Annotated in this window: 10 protein-coding genes; 8 read left to right on the forward strand and 2 right to left on the reverse strand. The window is 46.9% G+C overall.

Annotation, left to right across the window (positions count from 1 at the left end):
* From QUA58_RS27735 to QUA58_RS27745, 3 genes are all read left to right on the forward strand, one after another.
* On the forward strand, nucleotides 1-347 hold a 347-nt coding region (locus QUA58_RS27735), incomplete at its 5' end, for a hypothetical protein (protein WP_333397290.1).
* 362 nt (nucleotides 348-709) lie between these two features.
* The gene (locus QUA58_RS27740; RefSeq protein ID WP_333248658.1) at nucleotides 710-1,132 is read left to right on the forward strand and encodes a hypothetical protein; all 423 of its coding nucleotides are present in this window, start codon (nucleotides 710-712) and stop codon (nucleotides 1,130-1,132) included.
* 45 nt (nucleotides 1,133-1,177) lie between these two features.
* Complete coding sequence (locus QUA58_RS27745; protein ID WP_333397292.1) at nucleotides 1,178-4,444, forward strand: tetratricopeptide repeat protein; 3,267 nt, start codon at nucleotides 1,178-1,180, stop codon at nucleotides 4,442-4,444.
* Nucleotides 4,445-5,054: 610 nt separating this feature from the next.
* Here QUA58_RS27745 and QUA58_RS27750 read toward each other — a convergent pair.
* Entirely contained in the window at nucleotides 5,055-9,005 is a 3,951-nt protein-coding gene (locus QUA58_RS27750; RefSeq protein ID WP_333397293.1) for a PAS domain S-box protein, read from the reverse strand.
* 296 nt (nucleotides 9,006-9,301) lie between these two features.
* Here QUA58_RS27750 and QUA58_RS27755 point away from each other — a divergent pair, with 296 nt between their 5' ends.
* The gene (locus QUA58_RS27755; protein ID WP_333248665.1) at nucleotides 9,302-9,514 is read left to right on the forward strand and encodes a hypothetical protein; all 213 of its coding nucleotides are present in this window, start codon (nucleotides 9,302-9,304) and stop codon (nucleotides 9,512-9,514) included.
* A gap of 128 nt (nucleotides 9,515-9,642) precedes the next feature.
* On the forward strand, nucleotides 9,643-10,230 hold the full coding sequence (locus tag QUA58_RS27760) for a cytochrome b/b6 domain-containing protein (RefSeq protein ID WP_333397296.1): 588 nt from the start codon (nucleotides 9,643-9,645) through the stop codon (nucleotides 10,228-10,230).
* Here QUA58_RS27760 and QUA58_RS27765 read toward each other — a convergent pair.
* The gene (locus tag QUA58_RS27765; RefSeq protein ID WP_333397299.1) at nucleotides 10,215-13,826 is read right to left on the reverse strand and encodes an alpha-mannosidase; all 3,612 of its coding nucleotides are present in this window, start codon (nucleotides 13,824-13,826) and stop codon (nucleotides 10,215-10,217) included. The genes QUA58_RS27760 and QUA58_RS27765 overlap by 16 nt on opposite strands.
* A 181-nt stretch (nucleotides 13,827-14,007) precedes the next feature.
* Between QUA58_RS27765 and QUA58_RS27770 the strand changes: the two genes are divergently transcribed.
* The 3 genes from QUA58_RS27770 to QUA58_RS27780 all read left to right on the forward strand — a co-directional run bounded on the left by QUA58_RS27770 (nucleotide 14,008) and on the right by QUA58_RS27780 (nucleotide 19,001).
* Nucleotides 14,008-15,993, forward strand: a complete 1,986-nt coding sequence (locus tag QUA58_RS27770) for a hypothetical protein (RefSeq protein ID WP_333248671.1) — start codon at nucleotides 14,008-14,010, stop codon at nucleotides 15,991-15,993.
* Nucleotides 15,994-16,071: 78 nt separating this feature from the next.
* On the forward strand, nucleotides 16,072-16,188 hold the full coding sequence (locus QUA58_RS27775; RefSeq protein ID WP_039887172.1) for a photosystem II reaction center protein I: 117 nt from the start codon (nucleotides 16,072-16,074) through the stop codon (nucleotides 16,186-16,188).
* Nucleotides 16,189-16,472: 284 nt separating this feature from the next.
* Nucleotides 16,473-19,001: a DUF3769 domain-containing protein gene (locus tag QUA58_RS27780; RefSeq protein WP_333248673.1), complete on the forward strand. Its 2,529-nt coding sequence runs from the start codon at nucleotides 16,473-16,475 to the stop codon at nucleotides 18,999-19,001.
* Nucleotides 19,002-19,135: the final 134 nt, after the last annotated feature.

Consider the following 19,135-nt stretch of genomic DNA (forward strand, 5'->3'; position numbering starts at 1 on the left):
ATATGAGGACGCCCAGACATTTTAATGTTCTCCTTTACTTTTCATGTAACTCTAGCATAACTTTAGAAAAATGGTATCAGTCGGCTATTTGTTACTTGGCTGAGGCGTTGGCTGCACAGGGAAAGGAGGTATTTTTACTTAACAATACTTCCGAGTCTGGGATGTCGCCCGGCGTTGATTGCAGGCGGCGCGTGGGTGACAAATCTCATTTAGAATTGCTGCGATCGCTCGATTTTTTAGTTATAGTCAATATAGTCGGCAAAGCGCTGGAAATTAAGCCGCTTCTGGGGCATCACACTAAGTTAATTTTGTGGATTAACGAACCGGGCTTTGTATTTCTCCAATAGTCCAATAATCAGCGAGAAATCAATGTTTGCGATGCCTTTGTATTTGTCAGCGACTGACAGCGCGAGCAATTTCATCGGCGCTTTGGGATTGACTCCAATCGCAGTTGTGTTTTAATAAATGCGATCGCACCTTGTTTTGCTAACATTTTCGCCGATAATATTTGTATCCTCTCTCATAAATCTCAACCACCCATTCTAGCTTACACCAGCACTCCATTTCGCGGGCTCGATATTTTGTTAAAAGTCTTTCCCGAAATTCCTCAAGCTGTCCCCGTAACCAGATTAAAAGTATTTTCAAGCATGAAAGTACACTAAATAGACGACAATGATAACAAGCTTTTTTTCGGTCAACTTTACCGCCAGTGTCAGGAAACAGAAGGCGTGGAGTACGTCGGTTCCGTACCGCACCCGAACTCGTCGGGCAACTGCGTTCAGTCGCGGTTTTAGCTTACCCGAATACCTATTTGGAAACCTCATCTATTGCCGTGATGGAGGCAATGGCCAGTGGTTGCCGGATTGTAACGAGTGAATGGGCAGCTTTGCCGGAAACAACTGCTGGATTTGCCCGTCTAGTTTCAGTGTCAGGGGGGGAAATTTTTGCATCGATAACTAATTGGAAGCGGGCGGGTAAACCAGATTGGGAGGGATATACAAGGCGGTTTTTAGAGGCGATAGTCGGAGTTTTAAATGAGGGCACGGGTGCGGGCAGCGCAACTGCTGAAAATCATCTGAGACAGCAGGTAGAATATATAAATCGAGGGTGTACTTGGTCTGTGCGATCCTGATAGTGGGTAGAATGGTTGAATATTATTAGTGTAAAACCTGTAAGAGTGGCAGAGCAAATGATCGGGAATTCTTTAGTAGGTTTAGAGGCAGTGAGAGATTATTTTCAAAAGGGAAATTGGCTGAAAGATCGAGGTGATCTCGGTGGCGCAATCGAGAACTATCAGAAAGCTTTAGAGTTTAATCCAGGAGATGCCGAAGTTCATAAAAAGTTGGCGGAAGTTTATGTTTTGCAAGGAGAATTTGAAAAGGCGATCGCCTCTTGCAATGTCGCTCTTAAATTTCAACCCAATTTTGCTCCTGCTTACTTAACAATGGGCAATGCCCTGCACAGTCAAGAAAAGCTGGAAATGGCAATTCAAGCTTACTTGCAAGCTTTAAAAATTCAGCCAGAATTTGCTGAAGCCAGCGCGAATCTCGGCAGTATGTATTACAAGTTAGGGCAATTGGAACAGGCGGCCAATTATTACCAAAAAGCTCTTGCCCTTAATCCTCAATTGTCTTCGGTTAATATGATGCTGGGCAGCGTTTTACAGCAGCAAGGAAAGTTAGATGCAGCAATTGCTTGCTATCAAAAAGTGCTGCAACTGCAACCGGGAGATGCCAGCGCTGCTGAGAAAATATCGAGTTTAATCGCACAAAAAGAGCGGCAGATTACCGACAGCAACTTTATCGAATTAGAAACAGAATCAGGGGAATCTCAACCAGTATCTATCAACAAAGATGAAGGCTACGGCTTGCAGCCTTCGAGCATCAATTTGCCGCCAGCACCAACCACTGAGACTTTAAATACTCCATTTACAAATCCCGCCGAAGTTTCCGAACAAGTTACCGCGCTCAATGTTCCAGATAGCGGAAAAGTTGCCAATTTTCAAGAAGTAGAACCCTACAAGAAACTGGCAGAAAACTTTTTAGTTCAAGGTAAAATTAAAGAGGCGATCGCAGCGTGTCAGCAAGCGATAAAAATCCGACCAGATTTCATTCACGCTTACGTCACTTTAGGCAATGCCTTGCAAGCTGAAGGCAAAATTGAAGCTGCCATTCGTTCATATTCTCAAGCCCTAGAATTGCAGCCAAATTTTGCGGAAGTGCGGGCCAATATCGGCAGTATGTATTTCAAAATGGGGCGTTTGGAAGAAGCGATTACTCATTACCAGGAAGCCATTGCCCTCCGCCCCGATTTAGCGGGAGCTCACTGGAATTTAGGGAAAGTATATCAGCAACACGGCAACATTGAAGCTGCGATCGCCTGTTTTAAAAGAACATCCGAACTCAACCCGCAGTTAGTCGGTGCAGACTTCCACTTTAACTTAGGTAATCGACTTTTCAGCCAAGGAAAGCGCGAGGAAGCCATCGAAAGCTACGAAAAAGCGATCGCCATTAAACCAGATTGGGCAGAAGCTTACGGTAACATCGGCAGCGCGCGATCGCAACAAGGCAATCTCGACGCCGCCATCGCTTACTATCAGAAAGCTGTAGCTTTAAAGCCGCAATTAGAAGTTTTGCACTTCAATATAGCCAATTCTTTTTTGCAGCAAAACAAGTACGACGAAGCAATTACTAATTACCGCAATACTCTGAAAATCAAGCCCGACTGGCCGGAAGTTCACGCTAACCTCGGCAGTTGTTTTTCCATGCAGGGGCGGCTAGAAGAAGCTTTAGTCAGCTATCAGCAAGCCCTGGCATTAAAACCGAATTGGGCAGAGGTTTACTGCCGGATGGGACACATTCAGAAACAAGATAAGCCGTTGGAGGCGATCGCACATTTTGAAAAAGCGATCCAATGCAACTCCAAATATAGCGAAGCCTACCAACAATTGTGCGACTTGCTAAGCCATTCCACCAACCTTGCAGGAGCCCGCAACGTAGCCGACAAATACTGCGAAAACTGCGGCGAAAATGCTCCAGTCATGTCAGCTACAGCCTACGTCTTTTCCTACCTGCAATCAGGTGTCAGCAAACAGGCAATTCAAAAACTCGAAGAAATCGAAAAACTCTGCTACGAAAAGGTCGAAACCTTTAGCGTAATCGAGCTCAAACTGCTTTACGAAATTTTCCTGTTTGCAGTTTCTCACCTGCGAGACAACCGAGAAAAAAATGCCAGTTTCTACAGACTCATTGCCAAAGAATACTACCAAAAAGCCGTTCCGAAGCGCCCGGTGAACAGAATCAAAGCCACCAATAATCCGGGACAAAAACATTTAAAAATTGGCTTCCTTTCCAAACATTTCCGCCGCCACTCCGTAGGCTGGTGCAGCGAAGCTTTAATTCGCGAATTAAGCCGCATCACCCCCCACGTTCACCTTTACGTCACCGGGAAACTCCACCGAGATGAAGTTACGCAGCGGTTTGAAGACATGGCGGGCAAGTTTTACTGGCCTAAAAAATATCCAAATGGCTTTGCTGATGGCGGTGAAATCTTGGCCGAAGTAGTGCAAGACGATTTGGATGTTTTAATAGACTTAGACTCGATGACAGTCCCAACAAATGTCGAAGTGCTGTCTCAATATCCTGCGGGGATTTGCGTGTCTTGGCTAGGATTCGACGCCCCCTACATTTCAGATAATCACTACTTTCTCTGCGACGAACACACTCACCCCCCTGGTGTGGAAAAAAATTACTTAGAAAAGTTAGTTAGGTTGCCTAGTTGTTCCGTAGCAATTGGCGCACTGCAAAGCATTCCTGTCAATCGAGAGGCAATTAGAAATGCTCTCGGAATTGGCTTAGATCAGATGACTTATCTATGCGTTGCGCCTGGGAGAAAAACAAATCCTGAAATGGTACGAGCTCAAGTTAAAATCCTTAAGGAAGTACCAGATAGTTTGTTAATCCGCAAAGGTCAAGGCGATCCCGATATTATTCACAGCACTTACCGCGAAGAATGCGAAATTCAGGGAGTAGATTTTGGTCGGATTAAGTTTATAGGGCAAACCAGAAGTGAAGAAGAACACCGCGCTATTTATTATGTAGCCGACGTGCTTTTAGATTCCTATCCTTACAACGGCGGGACTCACAATTTAGAGGCTTTGTGGGCGAATTTGCCAGTGGTAACTCGATCCGGCGACCAATATCTTTCGCGCATGGGTTACGCTTTTCTGAAAAGTGCAAATCTTGATGTTGGTGCGGCTTGGACTTGGGAGGAATACACGCAGTGGGGAGTTAAGTTTGGCCGCGATGCTGGTTTCAGAAATGCGGTGAAAGAGCATTTAGTAAAATCTAAGCAGCCAGAACATCTCGCACCTTTGTGGAATCCTAAAAAGTTGGCTGAGGATATGTATGGGGTGTTTCAAAAACTTTTGTCAGTTGACGGTTGACGGTTGACGGTTGACGGTTGACTGTTATCAGTTATTGGTTATTTGTTACTCGCTTGGGGCTACTAATAACCAATAACCAATAACATTAGTTTGCACCGTCAATGATCAACCGTCAACAGTCAACTATCTTTGTGTTCTCAGGGTGCGTCGCCTATCAAGCATTGGAGATGGCTGTGGGCGATCGCATTCGATCGAGTTGACGAGCAAGACTTCTGGAACTGGTACAAATTTTGCTAATCCTCGACATCACCCTACAGCGCCACTGGCACACTCACCTCCTTACCAGCAGGATGATTTCGTGCTACCTTCCTAATGACTTTTTACCAAAAGTAGATTACTATTAAATTGAACGATCTTTGCTAACCCTCTTGTCAAAACCTTTAGTTTAGACAAAAGGAACATCTAGGATGTAATCGTATGGCTTTTTCTGACCCCACAACTATTGGACTAATACTTATAATTCTTGGGGTAATTTTGCTGGGTGGCGGTTTTGTAAAAACACAATTATTTGAAATCCACCTTCAAAGAGATAGCTTGCTTAATACAATAATTGCTGTGTGGCTTGTTGTGGTAGGTTTATTTCTCGTCCTTCTTGGCACAACTCTTCTGACTACTCACTAATCGCCACTCGATCGCGCCCGCCCGACTTAGCTCGATACAGTGCCTTATCCGCCGCTTCAATCAACATTTTCGGGGAGTTTTGACTTTCGGAAACGGCCGCAACTCCCAAGCTGAGAGTCACACAATCGCCGACAACAGACTTAATGTGGGGAATTGCTAAGGCTTTGACACGCTGGCGGATTCCCTCAGCAACAGCCTGTGCAGCCACGATATCCGTATTGGGCAAAATTACCGCAAATTCCTCGCCACCGTACCTAGCAGCCAAATAGAGGCGTTCTGCGGGTGCGTTCGTGCAAGCATCTCCGATCGCCCGCGCCACTTGCTGCAAACAAGCATCCCCGGCTTGGTGGCCGTAATTGTCGTTGTAAAGTTTAAAACAGTCAATGTCACACATAATCAAAGATAGCGGTTCCGAAGAGCTCGACTGCTCCCATTCTCGGTTGATCACCTCGTCAAAACGGCGGCGGTTAGCTAGTTGAGTCAGACTGTCCAAATTCGCCAACCCGTCCAACCGCTGGTTGGCCGCCGCTAGCTGCTGGTAAAGTAAAGATTGTTCGATCGCGATCGCAACTTGAGTACCCAACTGACTCAGCAAATCCACATCAAACTGCTGCCACTGGCGGGGTGCCGAACAGTGGTGGGCAATCAGCAAACCCCACAACTGCGGCACTTGACAAGAAGGATTGCCATCGCGGTGTTCTATTCCCTGCTGGACAATCGGCACTACCAAATTTGCCTTCACCTGACAAGCCTCCAAAAATTTAAGGTGACACTCGCTCAAATTAGAAGTGTGAATATCCTCGATGGCGCGAATGCGACCCTTTAAATACTGTCCGATGTAAGTATTGGCAAAACAGCAATCGTCAATTCCCATCCCCTTGAGTGGAATCCATCCTTCTCCAACCGACTCCACCACCACATCTCCGTTCCAGTCGGGTCGGAATCGGAAAATCAGCACGCGATCGGTTGCCAAAAACTCCCGCACTTCCGCTACTGTAGTGTTGAGAATATCTTGTAGATCCAGAGAAGAACGAATGCGCGATTGAATCTGTGCAATCAAGCGTTCCCGTTCTATTTGTTGCCGCAGCGCGACTTGGGCTTGCTTACTTTGAGTAATGTCCCGACCTTCGGGCAGCAACAATACTATTTTGCCCGTTTCATCCGCCACCGGTTTGAGAGAAAAATCAACAGTTGCCGTTCGATTTACACCTTGAACTTCCACTTCATAGCGGACAAATTCACCTTTTGCCGATCGAGAAATCGCCTCTTGCAACTGTTCCTGAACTTCCTCAGAATCTCCCCACCAAGGCAATAGCCAAAACGGTTTATTGGCCACATCCCGCAGCTTAATTCCCGCAAAATCCAGAGAAGTTTGGTTAGCTTCCAGCAGAGTGCCGTCCGGTTTCAACAAGCTCACAAATTGGAAAGAAGAATCAAAAATTGCCCGAAAGCGCCTTTGAGAATCTCCCAACATTGCCGTCACCTTTTCGCGAGAGGTAATATCGCGGAAGCGCCACACCCTGCCAATAATATTTTGTCCGACTCGAATCGGTTGCGTGTAGCGCTCAAAAGTGCGGCCGTCTTTAAATTCTAGAATATCGCAACCTTCCGACTCCGCATCACTATAAAATTCTTTAACTCTCTGCAAAAAAGCTCTCGGATCTTTAACTTGCTTAGTTAGAAATGCCAGCCGCACCGTTCTATCCATGGAGTTTCTAACTTCTTCATAAATTCCCCACATTTGAACTAACTTTTCGTTATAACTAATCATTTCTCCGGCGGTAGTAACGGCGAGAATGCCGTCGGCCGTTGCTTCTAAGGTAGCGTGCAGCAGAGAGCGCGATCGCTCTAATTCTGCTGCGGTCAATTTGCGTTCCGTGAGGTCTCGGACTGCTTTCACCTGGACTAAACGACCTTCCCAAAATACAAATTTGCTGCGAACGTCAGCAGGAAAAGCAGTTCCATCTCGCTTGAGAAAAATAGTTTCACAGACTGTATTGCTGGCAGCAGAAATCATTTGCGGCGCCTGTTTGTATGATTTAGGCGACAGTAGTTCCAGCAAACTCATTCCCGCCATTTCCGCAGGTTCGTAACCGAAAAGTTCGGCAAAATCACTGCTGACACTCAAAATTGTGTCGCGGTCAGCCACGGCAACTGCTTCAAAATAAGCTTCGGATTCAAGCAAGCCCGGTACTACTGTGCTGCTGCCATTTTCGCGGGAGTAGCTGTTGCTAATTAGCTGTTGCAATTGCGTATTTGCCGAGTACAAAGCGGCCATAGCTTGCCTGTACATAGCAGTACGTTTCTCGACTTTTTGTGCGAGGCGATCGCGATATTCTCGCAGTTCTTTTTCGACTCTAATTAAATCAGTAATATCTACTGCAAACACGATTACACCAGCGACTTTACCTGTTTCATCCCGGTAAGGTATTTTATCTGTCCGCACCCAGCATTTTTGACCTGAAACTGTTGGTAGCAGTTCGACTTGGCCCTGCTTAGGAACGCCGGAATTGATCACTTCCAAATCTTCTAAATAATATTGCTCTGCTTCGTCTGGATAGATTTCATAAAAAGATTTACCTTCTAATTGAGCTGCGGGCAAACCTCTCGATGCAGCGGCGGCTTGATTAATTCGCAGCAGGCGACTTTCGGTATCTTTGAGCCAAATCATCGCCGGCACGGAATCAAAAATTATTTGCTGTTCTTGTTGCTGCAGGCGTAGTTCTGCTTCTGCTTGTTTTCTTTTAATTATTTCTTTTTGCAGTTTTTGGTTAGCTTTTTTGAGTTCCGCCGTGCGTCTTTCAACTCTTCCTTCTAGTTGATCGTAGTATTGGGTCAGCAAGTTTTGCTGCTGTTCGTGCCGCATTGCTTCTAATTTTAACTTTTCGCTAGCTGACAAACTTGAGGATACAAAATCTGCTAATATTTGGGTGAATTCGTGTTCTTCTTCCGTCCAATCACCGTCAGAACCCTGGCGTTCGGCACTGACTATTCCCAACCTTTGACCTGCTAGCACAATCGGTACGTTTAACAGGGAAGTTGTACCCTGATCGAGCAAATAAAGACCGACAAGTTCTCGCGTTCTGGGGTCATTTTCTGCTGCCACAGTAGCGATCACACTTGCAGATTTTAAAGCTTGAAAATATGCCGGACAGTCGGCTGCTGTGATGATGATTTGTACGGAATGGAGTTTAGTATTTTGTTCGTAAAGGTCGATGCAGTGAAGCTGGGTGTTGTCTTCGCCATACAGCCAAATACTGGCTCGATCGCAGTTGACAATACTGACAGCGGTTTCTGTTACTTCACGGATGAAGTCTTCTATATTGTTGCGTTCTTTAAGTTGACTTTTGGCTAATTTTGCGATCGCTAAAGTTGGACTGCGCCAATTTGCTCTCTGGTTGGGCGACGTGGGTGACTGCGAAGCAGCCTTAATTTCTTCGCAAACTAACAGTACAGCCGGCCGTTGGAAATTCGCCATTGAGCGACCATTGGTATTTTCCTCTATTTTCCAATCTACCGCCGGCATTGGGCGCGCGGTTGCTTTTACCCTAATAATCCTGCCGTCTTTGCAAGTCAAGCCGCCTTCCCAACAGGCAATTTTTGGAGTTGGCGTACCGTTTTCCGACTGGGCCAATCCGGCAAATTCTGCCTGCATTTTGGCTTGCTCTTGGCAGTAAAATATGTTAAAAATTGAATGACAAATTAATTCCTGCGATTTGTAGGCGAGGCGAGACGCACCGAATTGATTGAGCGAAAAAACTCTTCCCAAAGCGTCTAGAACGAAGTAAATGCCCGGAAAATTCTCGTAGAGAGTTCCATACCAATCTTGTTCGACTTGTTTGTTGCACGAAAGTTTTGCTGTCGCGAACTCGCCGTCGGTGTCGATCAAGTGAGAATAGTTGGTTTCGGGGTTGCTTGAATGACTTTTTTTAGCAAACACTTTTAGCTTAACTCGACTGTAATTAATTTTACTTTCTGGAATTTAACTTTTTTGTGAAACTAAATTAAACCTGTTGTTTGAAAAAAGTTACAAGTTGTAACAAATATACGACTTGTCCAGCGTGCTGGTTTTCGCTTCCCCATCCAACCACTGTGTTTGTTTGTAGCTGGTACACGGTCTGGTGACGATATTTCCCGCTAGTTGCAATGCCAGCAGGTTTAGCTACAATTACCTAGTCTGTACTTTTAGCATCCTAGACAATAAAAAAACCCCACAATCAATGGTTTTAAGTATATATGATAACACTCAAATACCTAGTATTGGGACTGACCTACTTCGGATTCGGTTTGGGGTATTTGTCCAGGCGGCGGATGAACCGGGTGGCGGTTGCAATTATCGGGTCAGCTTTTGCGGTGGCTTTGGGGATACTCGACCTGAAAACTGCTTGGGAGGCGATCAACCCAAGTACGATGTTTTATGTTGGGAATGACGATCGTGAATATACTTAATTTGACTGTTTAATAAATATTTGCAATAATTAAGTTAAGTATATCTTATAATGCACAATCGGTCACGGGCTTTAGTCCGATAGTTTTTACTTAATCTTGTCCAGCAAACCCTAAGGAGGTAAGGAAGAATGATTACCCAACCCGCTGCGAAACCCAGACTTAATTCTGCGTTCAAACAACTAATGTCCTTACACTGGGTGATGTCAGCTTGCTATTTAGCGCTGTTTATTACCGGTACTTCTATGACTCGATTGCCGAGAGAATTGTTTATTCGAGGCCCCCTTTACGATTTTCACAAATCCGTAGGGGTGCTGACAATGGCTTTCCTGACTTTGCGGATTTTGACTCTGCTGCAGGTATGGTGGAAAAAATATACGAAACGCCTGCCAAAGTTTACGAAGGAATGGTACAAAAATTTTGCTCTGCACGCAACTTTGTACGTTTTTATGTGGCTAGTTCCGGTTGCTGGTTTCTTACTTTCTAACTCTTACAAAAGTAACCATGTGAAAATTTTCGGAATTCTGTTGCCGGATCTGTTTCCGCAGAATTCCGCAATGGTTGAGGTGGGAAGGAGTTTGCATTTTTGGCTGGCGTACACATTTTTAGCGTTCGCGATTTTGCATATTTTAGATCAGAAGAAAGTTGTGAGGGCTAATTGGCGCAGGTTGGCAAATTTTGTTCGCACTAAGTTCGCAAAGTCTCAAAAGGTTGGATAAATTTGCGATGAGGTACTATTCTCAATTGGTATTGATAAATTTACTGCAAAACTAGCTATTTTCCATGGTGATATTCTGAAACTTCTCCCATCGTCTGACTTCTGAGGCAAATTTATAGGTTGTTCTAATAAATCGACAGGCTGACTAATCGCCAAACCCAAATCGCTCTTTAATTCCAACTTTGCCTCTTCACCGTGACACTCGTAACACCGCAAAATCCAGACATTAGAATCATCTTCCGATTGTTTGAATGCCATCAGCACTAAATTTTCGGCGGACAAATCCAAAAACTTGCCAACTGCGGGCAGAGTCTTGTGGCTATTTTCCTCTAACTTGGGTAACACCTTTACTAGCAGCGGCAAATTCAACTCGTACCCCTGTCTAACAGTACCTGCATCCTGCCAATTTCCGCTGTGGGGATAGACGGCATAAGTAAATTCGGAAACTCCTACATCTGCTTGTTCATCCGGCCAAGTCGAACCCCGAAGCAAAGTTAGGCGAATTTGATTTGGTTGAAGGTCGCAACCGTATTTGCAATCATTGAGCAAACTCACTCCAAAACCGTCATTGCTGATATCAGTCCAGCGCAAAATCGGCACTTCCCATTTGGCTGTTTCGGCGGGTGTTTGCGGCTTGGTTGTGCGATTGATCGCACCGCCGGGAATTTCGCAACTTGCAAAATCTGCTTCTACATTTAACCCAAAGGCTGCTTTTACTAAAACGTGCTTTTCTTGCCAATCTGCCACTGTCTTGATTTTCAGCAGCGGCGAACCTATTTCTACTATATAATCTTGGCAAAACTCCGATTGGCCAATTTGTCTGACTACGCGCAAACTCTGCCGTATTTCTCCCTGTGCTATCCAGGAAATATCTTTGAGTATCGGCGCTGGTAGTTGATGTTTTTCATAATTTGGATCGATGTTCCAAGCATCCCAATATTGACCGCTGTCTTGAAATGCTTGCAGTTGATTTCCCCCTGCTGCATTCAAGACTTCTCGGTTATTTACTTTATCCCAAATGCTGGATAAATCCCCGGTTTGTTCGTCTACTGTTGCCCGAATAAATTCATTTTCTAAAACCATTTCTGCGGCTGCAAAATGCGTTTCTTGACTAACTGTGTTTTTTTGTGCTATACCGTATGTAAGTTTTGATAACTCTGTCTTTTTTTCGGTTTCTAGCCTCGCGGACGCATTATCCACAGTTTGAGCCACAGTTTGAGCGTCTTCGCGACACAGCCAAAACACCTGGTAGCCAACGGCGGGGAGATTATTTGCCCAAAATAACAGTGTAGATTGCGATTGCGGTCGATCGCCCCTGACAATCTGCGAAACCAATCGCCGTCGGGACAAGTCGTAAATTTGCCAAGCTGAATCAAGGGAATCGGGAAGCGGTACGGCGACAACCTCAGAGCGCGACCAATTGAGAGTATTGAAAACTAAAATCGGTTGAGCGTCGGGCGCAGGAGGGGAGGGGAGAGAAATTTGAGCCGAGATGGCATCCAAAGATTTTAGCAGGATTTCGCGACAAGTGCGATCGACCTCGGCAAAGGCTAGATTAGCATCCGCGTAGACTTGGGCGATCGCAGAACCGGGCAAAATATCGTGAAACTGGTTAAACAAAATTTGTTTCCAAACAGATTCTAATTCTGATTTCGGATAAACCGCACCAGTACAAATCGTTGCCAGCGAAGACAGCAACTCCGCTTGGTAGAGCAATTCTTCGCTGCGGCGGTTTTGGCGTTTTTGGTCAGCGCGAGTCGTGTAGCAACCCCGGTGGAATTCTAAATAAAGTTCGTCTTTCCAAACGGGAAGAGTTTTGAGTGGTGAGATGGGAGGATTTGCACCCGAAATTGCCGACAAGTTTGACAATTCTCGCGCCCGCAAATCCTCCTGCTTATCCGATTTTGCCACATCGCTTTCCTGTGAACTTTCCGCAACTTCCGGCAAAAACTGACTCTCAATCAAAGACAAATAATCAACCGCTTTCGCAAACTCCAACTTCGGGAAAAAAGGCGACATTTTCCAGCGTTTCGCCACCTCCAACATATCACGAGTCGGGCCACCGCCGTGGTCGCCAACCCCAGGCAACCAAAGAGCATCCTGCAAACCAGTCTTAACTTGCCAGTCAAAAGCATAACTTGCCATTTTCACAGCTTCTATACTTTCGCCAATTGGAGAAGACATCATGCTAAATATTTTAGTACCGTCCAACCCTTCCCACCAAAACGCACCGTAAGGAAATTCCGTTGTATCATTCCACCGCAACTTTTGCGTCACAAAATAATCAACTCCACCGTCGCGCAAAATCTGAGGTAATTGCCACCCAAAACCGAAAGTATCCGGTAGCCAAGCCACCCGCATCAATTCCCCAAATTTTTCTTTGGCATAACGCTGTCCGTAAAAAACTTGCCGCACCATTGATTCAGCGGAAATCAAGTTTAAATCCGGTTCAACCCACATCCCGCCAACAACTTCCCAGCAACCCGCCGCCACCTGTTTTTTAATCGCAGCAAATAAGTCCGGCCGATGTTCTTCCATCCAAGCATAAAGCGCCGGAGTTGAATGACAGAAAATCAAATCGGGAAACTCCGATTGCAATTTCAATACCGACTCAAAAGTTCGCTTTGCCGCTTCCCAAGTTTCCGGAACCGGCCACAGCCAAGCTAAGTCTAAATGAGCGTGACCCACCAAATAGATTTTACTTGTATATATAGATGTCCGATCGCCACTTTCTCCTATATATATAGATGTAGCGTTGCTATTTTCTCCAACCTCAAAAACCTCATCTTTTCTTCCTCCCTCTGCGCCCTCTGCGCCCTCTGCGGTTCCCTCATCTAAATCCCCAGAAAAAGCCCGCAGATATCCCAGTAAATTGTGTCGCAAAACAGACAGCGAGCGATCGAACTTTTCGCGATCGCACACCGCCGACCAATCAATCAAACCAAGCGCCAAATCAATCTCAGATTTCAGCGTTTCCCCCTTGACAAACCTAGGGCGATTTGCTATTGTTTCGGTGGAGAGGTATTGGGAATTTAAATTTTCTAAATTGTGAGTTAGCGAATTTTGCAAAATCTCTAATTCGGCAGCCACAAAACCCGGATCGAAACAAGAAGAGTCAGCAGCTTCGTACAAACAAATCGATCGCACTAAAGCACCGTTATCGTGACCCGGACTTACCAACCGCAAAATTACTAAAAATTCATCTCCGGGATTAGCCGACGAACTCAACAAAACTCGATCGGCAAAATCAAATAAATCTCCCTGTCCGACTAACTCGCCGCCCACAAAAATTTGAGCATCTTCTGCCCACCAAGTCAAGCCCAGCAGCAACCGCAAACCAACCACAGGATAGCCGTGCAAATTGTCAGGAATTACAAATTGCTGGCCCAAATACAAAACTTGCTTCCCCGACGGCCAAGCAATATGTCCTTTGCTGTTAAGTTCGGCAATAGGGCTGTTACAAATATTTACTGAAGAGAAAGCAGAGTCAGAATCGCAGTACCTCCAACCAGACTGAACCTCCAGTTGGCTGAGGCGGCGCAACTTCTCGACAGTGACAGAAATATTGTTGCTAGCAGGTGACACAGAAGCGCTCATATTTCGCTAAAATAGGAATTGTGTATTAATCAAAGATCGGATTGAACCGCGAAGACGCGAAGGACGCGAAGAAATAAAGGTTTCAGAGGGTTTGAAGCTTCGATTAAGATATCGCTTTGATTTTACAGCAAATTCAGCAATTCCGGCGCGAATCCAAAATCTGAATTCAATAATAAAACTTATGTCCAACGGTTACTACGGCCCATACCAAAGCCGACTATTAAATTTTATATCGAAACAGTCCCGCCAAGTCGCTGACAATTGCGATCGAACTTGGCGTCAAATTAAAGAAGCAAGTCTCACCGCCACCCAAATTCTGCTTTATCCAGCTTATTTGCTGGTGCAAAGTTCCCGAATGCTGGGCCGACAGTTGCGGGAATCAAGTCAAAAAGTAGATTTACCGGAACTACAAGAATTTGGCGGTGACGAAAATCCCGATTTCCCACAAAATTGGTATCAGGGGCAAACTTCCGAGGAAAGTTCGATCGCGGAAATTTTACACCTAGCCGAAAATTTACTAACCTCGTCGCAAACTGCGAAAACTTTAGCCAGCTTCCCGCTGTTAATTAATCAGGGAAATGCTGTTAACGATTTACATCCGGCAATCAATTTTAGCGGAGAAACCGCAAAGCATCAAACCACTTCCGTCTTAGAAAACCCGCTTGCTAAAACTCAATTAAAACCGCAAGCGAAAGTTGAGGGAATTGCCAGTTTTATCCCAGCCCGCACTTTAGTATTGGTCGGAAGAGAAAATCAGATATTAGATATTTTGACACCCGAACAGCAGGAAATGCTCGAAGGTCGCATAACTTGGGAAATTGCCAACACCGAGCCCGAACGGCGGGAAATTACCCAAAAAGAATTAAAATTTAATCTCGGTTTGGAGTCGGCGGCCAAAAAAGCGCAGTTGCCACCGATGCGTCGTTTTTGGGAATTGATGGCATGGCTTCAGACGAGTCCGGTTGCTCTGAAAAGAAATCAGTTTGGAGAATCAATCCTCGCAGTTAAAAAATCGATCGACCGCAATGCCATCCTAGTCCAAAAAGCCCGCGCGCAGATCGAAGTAAAAACCGCACAGCAGTCAATTGGGGCATCAAATTCGATCGACTACAATACCCCAAAACTAGAAACTAATTTTAACAGCCAGTTCGATCGACCCCCTACTCCTCTCTCCTTTGTTACATTACTCGATCGCGCCGCCGTCAACCTCGAAGAATTTACCCTGCCGCCATCGGCAAAAACAATCGCCGCACCCACAGAAAACTCTGGAGTAACAATTGACACATCCGGTACCCAAACAAATTTAGATTTGTCCGCCCGCGACATCCTCGAAAAATACGCTCGAAACATCGAACAAATGATTTGGTCGTCAGTAGACAACCTTTTGGGCAAAGAAACGGCAGCGAGTGATAATACCGATAAATCAGTCGCAATTCAGTATTATTTGAAACAGCGACAAGAACAAGAAAACATACAAAATAGCCCAGAGGTCGATCGACCCTGGCTGAACTGGCAAGACTTATTCGGCGAAGCAGCACCGCAGCATTTAATCGACGGAAGTTCCGAACCCCAGGCAGCAGCTCAAAGCCATATAGCACAAGCTAGCCCAAAAGTCAAGGAAGAAATGGCAGAATTAGGAGAATTGGCAGAAGGTCGATCGACTGCCGTCTCAATATCCCCTTACCCCGAAGCACTTCACAGCCTGCTGGGGCAGCTAAAACAGAGCTTGCTCACAAAAAGCTCAAAAAGTCAACCCCAAACAGCATCTGATTTATCTGATTTAGCAATTACTCAAAAAAATAGCTCTGCACTCGCAGCAGAATCAACCCCAGGGCGCGCGCCGGAAACCCAAGTGCCAAAAAACACAAACCCGAACACCGCACAAAACAGCCAGTCCCCAGCAGCAATCACCGCGCAAACTAGCAGATACACCGCCGCAACCCCCGCCGCAGCAGAACCCAAAAATCCCAGCGCAGGCGTCCCACCCGAGGGCGACTACTTAGAAACAAAAGCAGAATCGATGGGATACATTAAGCACCCCCTAGAACAAGTGCTCGAATGGCTCGATCGAGTTATGCTGCGGCTAGAAAATATTCTGGAGCAACTCTGGAATTGGGCAAAAATCAACTTGCCAAAAATCCTCAAAAGCAAAGAGAAAATTGACTAATCTTTAGCTTATGATAAAAAAGTTGCCGCAACAGCAGCAAATCAGCTCAGTATTATGCCATCTTTGGAGACTCCCACAGTGCTAACCCTCAAAATCGTAGTTAATGTAGTTGTTTTATTTTTTGTTTCCCTGTTCATATTTGGATTTTTGTCCAATGACCCAGCCCGGAACCCCAACCGCAGAGACATGGAATAAACAAGTTATCTCGGCCGCTGGCTGGGGGCGCGCCACCGCAGTCCCCCAGCAAGCCCGCAAAAATTAGTCTAAAAAAACTTGACCTCGCACCAGCAGCGAGGTTATCTTGTGGCGGAAGCAAGTTCTGAAAGCAGCCATATTCCGGCGCGCCAAAGCCACTGCAAATTTTAGATGTCAGATTAATATCTAAACAGTTGCCTTTTAGATGCAAAATTTTCAATAAATTGCACCCTATAAAATCTAAAATCTAAAATCTAAAATCGGATGACTTACCTGTTATAACTATGCCCTATCCGGTACCGCCGCCAGAACCCTCTGCCATCATCTACATCGCAAAGCCCAAAAAGGTTGCCCTCACTGTGGCGGCAGGCGATGGAGACACCCGCAGCAACCCCGCAGAAATACCGGAACTAAGCCCAGATATCCTTCAGCCAGAACCCACACCAGCCCAAGCAGAACCCGCAGCCACACTCCTCGGCACCACCCCAGCCACCGACCAGCCTCCAGAAATCGCCGACCCCCTAGCTGCAGTGGAAAGTGGCGAGGCAGTGGTGGGATTTCAGCGTCGGCCTCCTGTGGGAGAACCCGAAACTGCGGAAACTCCGAAACATTCCTCGTTTACGGCTTACCAATTGGGTTCGGTAGAAAATGCCGTTGCCATTCGCAATCGAAAACGAACCGCAGAGGCGCAGAAACAACAGGAGAGAAATCTTGTCGGAAAGCAGGAAAGTTGGTATCAGGCCCAAGGCCGGCAGTTAGAAGATAACTCTCCCCAACCTGCTGAAATTCCCGTTCCCGAACCCGCGCTAGAACCAGCACCTAGCGGGCAACAGCAGTTCGACATTCCCACACCAGGAACTGCCCCCGCACCCAGAACGCCCCCAGCGCCAAAACCAAAGCCTAAACCAGCCGCGCCGGGAGTCCGCACCGCCCCTTCTCAGCGGACGGTACCTTTTCCGGTCACTCCGGCCGATACTATTGAAGTTAAGGCGGACAGCCAAGAATTCGACGACAAGCAGCAAATTGTGACGGCGGTTGGTAATGTCGTCGTGCGGTTCCGGCAAACTGTGATTGATGCCGATCGAGCGATCGTCAACTTAGTCACCCGCCAAGTGGTAGCATCCGGCAATGTCGCCTATACCCGCGGGCAACAAGTAGTGCGCGGCCAGCGGATGGAGTTCAATCTCGGCCTCAACAGCGGCGCAGTCGAACAAGCAAGCGGCGAAATATTCCTGCCCGCAGCAGGTAGCGAATTGACGCCCACACTGCCGACAGATATTAGTGCAGGGACGATTCTGGAACAGCCGCTGAGCGATCGAATTACCAGCCAGCAGCCCGTGCGCGGAGTCAAATCCCCCGGCGCTGCTACAGTGACTATCGGCGGCGGCGGACAGCTAGCAGCCCCCCAAGTGGTCGGTGCGGTCAACCGCGTCCGCTTTGAAGCAGAACGCATCGAACTGCTGCCAGACGGCGCGAGAGTAGCAACCAACATTCGGATTACTAACGACCCGTTTTCCCCGCCGGAATTTGAATACAGGGCCCGGACGGCGACGATTAGAAGGATTTCGCCCACGGCAGAGGAATTGGTCACAACTAAACCCCGCTTGGTGTTCGACAACCGGGTGAAAATACCCGTGTATCCCCGCAGGCAAGTGTTTGACAGCCGGCAGCAGAACGGCCCGTGTTTGACCTTTGGTTACGACGGAGGGGAACGCGGCGGTTTGTATGCCGAGTGCGGTTTTGAGGTGTTGCAAAACGGGCCGGTGCGGCTGACTCTGACGCCTCAAATTTACCTGCAGCGGGCCGTGGCAGAGCACGGCGGTAATCCGTTTTTTCCCGACAGCTACGGGCTGAAAGCGAGGTTGGGCGCTAGTCTCGGCCCACGCACCAGGCTCGACGGATCGGCAATATTTCTGAGTTTTGAAAATTTCCCGAACTTGCCGGAAGACAGCTTTCGGGGCAATTTGCGCCTCCGACAGTTGATCGGCACTCACTCTCTGGCAGCAGAATACAGTTATCGCGATCGACTCTTTAACGGTTCTCTGGGCTTTCAAACCGTGCAGAGCAGCCTCGGGGCAGTCCTCACTTCCCCAGTCATCCAACTCGGAGGCACTGGCATCAATCTCAGCTACCAAGCTGGGTATCAATTTATCAATGCTGACACCGATCGAGCAGACTTGCTCGAACCAGTGCGAGAAAACAACCGCATCGATCTGGGGCGTTCCCAACTCAGCTTCGCCTTAAGCCGCGGCTTCAACCTGTGGGAGGGCGAACCGCTGCCCCGCACTCCCACCCAGGGTTTGAGGTATACGCGGACGCCGGTGGTTCCTTTCTTGCAACTGGCCTTGGGACTCCGGGGAGTGGGAACTTATTACAGCAGTGGCGATCGACAAAATTCGCTCGCTGGCAGCGTCGGCATTCAAGGGCAGTTCGGTCATTTCTCCCGCCCTTTCCTCGATTACACTGGGTTTAACGTGACTTATACCCAGGTGGGACGGGACGGTATATCGCCGTTTTTATTCGATCGCTTAGTAGATTTGAGAGTCCTGTCTTTTGGGCTTGTCCAGCAAGTTTACGGAGGCTTTCGAGTTGGATTTCAAAGTGCTATTAATTTAGAAAGCGGGGAAGCAATCAGTACGAATTACACTTTAGAATACAGTCGCCGCAGCTACGCAATCATTTTGCGTTTTAATCCTGAGCGTCAAGTCGGCAGCCTGACTTTTAGAATTAGCGACTTCAACTGGAATGGGACTCCCCAACCTTTTTCCGGGGACGCGCGAACTGTAGAAGGAGGAGTGCGTTTATCCGATTAATTCAATTGGCTAATTGGGCATTGGTCATTGGGAATTGGTCATTGGGAATTTGGAACTAACAGTCAACAGTCAACAGTCAACAGTCAACAGTCAACAGTCAACAGTCAACAGTCAACAGTCAACAGTCAACAGTC

It is taken from the genome of Microcoleus sp. N9_A1 (assembly GCF_036701795.1).
In the GTDB taxonomy this organism is placed as follows: domain Bacteria; phylum Cyanobacteriota; class Cyanobacteriia; order Cyanobacteriales; family Microcoleaceae; genus Microcoleus.